Origin of the sequence: Chelativorans composti, assembly GCF_039541695.1 — a bacterium.
GTDB classification, from domain to species: Bacteria; Pseudomonadota; Alphaproteobacteria; order Rhizobiales; family Rhizobiaceae; genus Chelativorans; species Chelativorans composti.
In genome coordinates this window covers 1-1,638 of record NZ_BAABGS010000032.1, presented here as the reverse complement: position 1 = coordinate 1,638, position 1,638 = coordinate 1, and the positions used below count along the sequence as shown (strand labels likewise).

Below are 1,638 nucleotides of genomic sequence, written 5' to 3'. Positions count from 1 at the left end.
CGCCGGCAAGGTCCGCAAACACAATTGACGCGGGGTGGAGCAGCCCGGTAGCTCGTCAGGCTCATAACCTGAAGGTCGCAGGTTCAAATCCTGCCCCCGCAACCACCGATACCGACAATCCCGTCGCACCCGCGGCGGGTTTTGTCGTTTTCCCAGCCTTTCCAATGGCTTGCCGCTCCGTCCATTCGAGGATCGTGCGCAGTTCGCCATGCAGTGTGGCGTAGAGTTCCCCCCGTTCCGGCCCTGGCGTCAGCACGATCTTCTCGATCAGCATGCGCAGGGCATCGGCGGCCTGCTGGCGCTCTTCGGGGCGATTCAGGGCGGTAGTAAGCCGGGTGACCTTCCTCGCGTAGATCGCTGCTGCGCTCGGCAGAATGTCGGGGGTGTCTTCCGGGGCTTCGGTGAGAAGTGTAGTCAGCTCCGCTCTGCGCGCCTCCAGCGCATCCATCTTCTCCTTCATCGACGGATGATACATGCCGTCTGCAATGGCTTCGACGATCTGCTCGATCTGTCTGACAACCTTGCCCAGATCGGCTTTCCATGCTTCGCTGTTGGAGCGGCGTTCCCTGTTCAGACGGTTCGTCTCTTCAGCGTAGGCACGCATTGCCTCCCCTACCATCTCGGGCGACATCATCCGCTCCTTCAGGCCGGTCAGCACGCGGGCTTCGAGTTCTGTGCGTGGGATCGTGCGACTGTTTGTACAGGTGCCCTTGCTGATGTGGTTCGAGCAGGCGAAGCGGTCGGCCCCGCGAAGTGAGTAGGGGCCTCCGCAACAGCCGCAGAACACCAGGCCGGACAGCAGCGACTTCGGGCGCCGCGCGCCGTTCAGCCGATTCTTCTTGTGATGCGCGCGGACGGCTTCAGTGACATTGGCGAACTTCTCGGCGATCTCGCCCTGACGCGTGCGGACGGCCTGCCAGAGTTGGTCATCGACGATCCGCAGTTCCGGCACCTCCCTGACGATCCATTCCGCCACGGGGTTGAGCCGGGAGACACGCTTGCCGGTTGACGGATCCTTGACGTAGCGCAGCCGGTTCCAGATCAGCCGGCCGATATAGAGTTCATTGTTGATGATGCCGGTGCCGCGCTTCACGTGGCCGCGGATGGTGGTGTCGCTCCACGGCTTGCCATTCGGGCCGGGCACGCCTTCCTCGTTCAGCCTGCGCGCAATGCTGCGCGGGCCGATGCCAGCGGCAAACTCGCGGAAGATGCGTCGCACGACATTGGCCTCGGCCGCGTCGATCTGGCGGTCGCCCCGGATCGGATCGCCGCGCGCATCGAGTTGTTTGACGACCCTGTAGCCATAGCAAAGCCCACCGCCCGACTTGCCTTCCTCGACACGTCCACGGATGCCGCGGCGGGTCTTGGCAGCAAGGTCCTTGAGGAACAGCGCGTTCATCGTCCCCTTGAGGCCGACGTGCAACTCGCTGATCTCGCCCTCGGCCAGCGTGACGACAGGCACGCCGGCGAACTTCAGATGCTTGAACAGTGTCGCCACATCGGCCTGGTCGCGGCTGATACGGTCCAGCGCCTTGATCCACCCCCATTGAACGGGTCCACCTTGAAGTATGGTTTTGACCCTGAAGGAGGACCACAATGGCAAACAAGCGACACAAGCCCGACGAGATCGTCACGAAG

Annotated in this window: 1 protein-coding gene and 1 tRNA gene; one reads left to right on the top strand and one right to left on the bottom strand. The window is 63.0% G+C overall.

Annotated features, from left to right (window positions below; translation table 11 throughout):
• The first annotated feature begins 28 nt into the window (after positions 1-28).
• A tRNA-Met gene (locus ABD906_RS09850) sits at positions 29-105 on the top strand.
• Here the strand turns inward: ABD906_RS09850 and ABD906_RS09845 are convergent.
• Positions 62-1,498, bottom strand: coding sequence for a recombinase family protein (locus ABD906_RS09845; protein WP_345099250.1), 1,437 nt, complete (start codon positions 1,496-1,498; stop codon positions 62-64). The two genes, ABD906_RS09850 and ABD906_RS09845, sit on opposite strands and share 44 nt — an antisense overlap.
• Positions 1,499-1,638: the final 140 nt, after the last annotated feature.